2 protein-coding genes are annotated in these 924 nt (G+C 54.2%); both read right to left on the bottom strand.

What is annotated here, in order from left to right; genetic code table 11:
• Positions 1-221: 221 nt before the first annotated feature.
• A complete protein-coding gene (locus tag B5E53_RS18680; protein ID WP_087282305.1) occupies positions 222-584 on the bottom strand; it encodes a hypothetical protein in 363 nt (120 codons plus the stop codon).
• A gap of 67 nt (positions 585-651) precedes the next feature.
• On the bottom strand, positions 652-924 hold a 273-nt coding region (locus tag B5E53_RS18675; RefSeq protein WP_140401545.1), incomplete at its 5' end, for an LPXTG cell wall anchor domain-containing protein.

The following is a 924-nucleotide window of genomic DNA, read 5'->3' as shown; positions in this document are numbered from 1 at the left end:
GATCACCAGAACCTTGCAGACCAGGTACAGCCGCATGGTGCGGGGCGTCCAGGGCTTTGTGGGGCGGAACTTCCGGTACAGGATATACAGCATGGGGAGAAAGATCAGGGTGGTAAATGTCCTGTCGATCCAGCAGATGATCAGAATCAGATAACTCATGTGATGCTCCTCCTTTCGTTTTCTTACTTATCCCATACGTAGAAGCCCTGCAAAACGCAACTTTACCAGTCATAGCAGGCTGCCTCCTGAAGACGCAGCAGTGCTTCCGGAAGACAGGGGGCGTCAAGCAGCCCCTCTTTCTCCAGATAAAGCCGGTACAGGGAGATAAACTGCTCCATGGTCAATGCGCCGGCGCACTCGGTGGGCTCCGGAAGCCGGGCGAAAAGAAGCCTGGCATCCCTCATGAGGAGGATACAGGGCTTCCCCTCCGGATCCGGATGATACAAAAAGTCCGGCTGTCTGCAATATCCCGGAGTTTTGCAGGAAACGCAGCGCACATATACGCACTGGTGCCAGTTCCCTTCGCAACAGTCCAGGAAATGGCGGATATGCCTGGCATCCGCCGTACAGTGGGTTCGTTCCATATCTGTCACCTTCCATAGAAACAGGCGGTTCAGTAATAGGAACCGCCTGTTAGAGTCAATGTGTGGGTTACTGGTTATCCTTCTGTTTCCGTCTGCGCAGATACAGGAAGGTCAGTGTCCCGGCAAGGACAAGAGCGCCTGCCCCGATGCCAAGGTAAAGAAGGATGGGTGCATCATCCCCGGTCTTGACCGGATTAGAAACGGAAGGTGTTTCCGTCGGCTCTTCCGGTACTTCCGGAGGATTTTCGGAGAGATGTACGGTCTGTCCCGCATCGTCAATATCCTTGTGAGAGCAGATCTCCCGCTGTGTCCCGTCTGCATCTACATAGTAGAGGGTTTC

Origin of the sequence: Eubacterium sp. An11 (assembly GCF_002161065.1) — a bacterium.
Taxonomy (GTDB): Bacteria; Bacillota; Clostridia; order Lachnospirales; family Lachnospiraceae; genus Anaerobutyricum; species Anaerobutyricum faecale.
This window is presented reverse-complemented; position numbering and strand designations above follow the sequence as displayed.

Coding starts and splice junctions, on each gene's coding strand:
- B5E53_RS18680 (WP_087282305.1), bottom strand. CDS start 584: ATGGAACGAACCCACTGTACGGCGGATGCCAGGCATATCCGCCATTTC.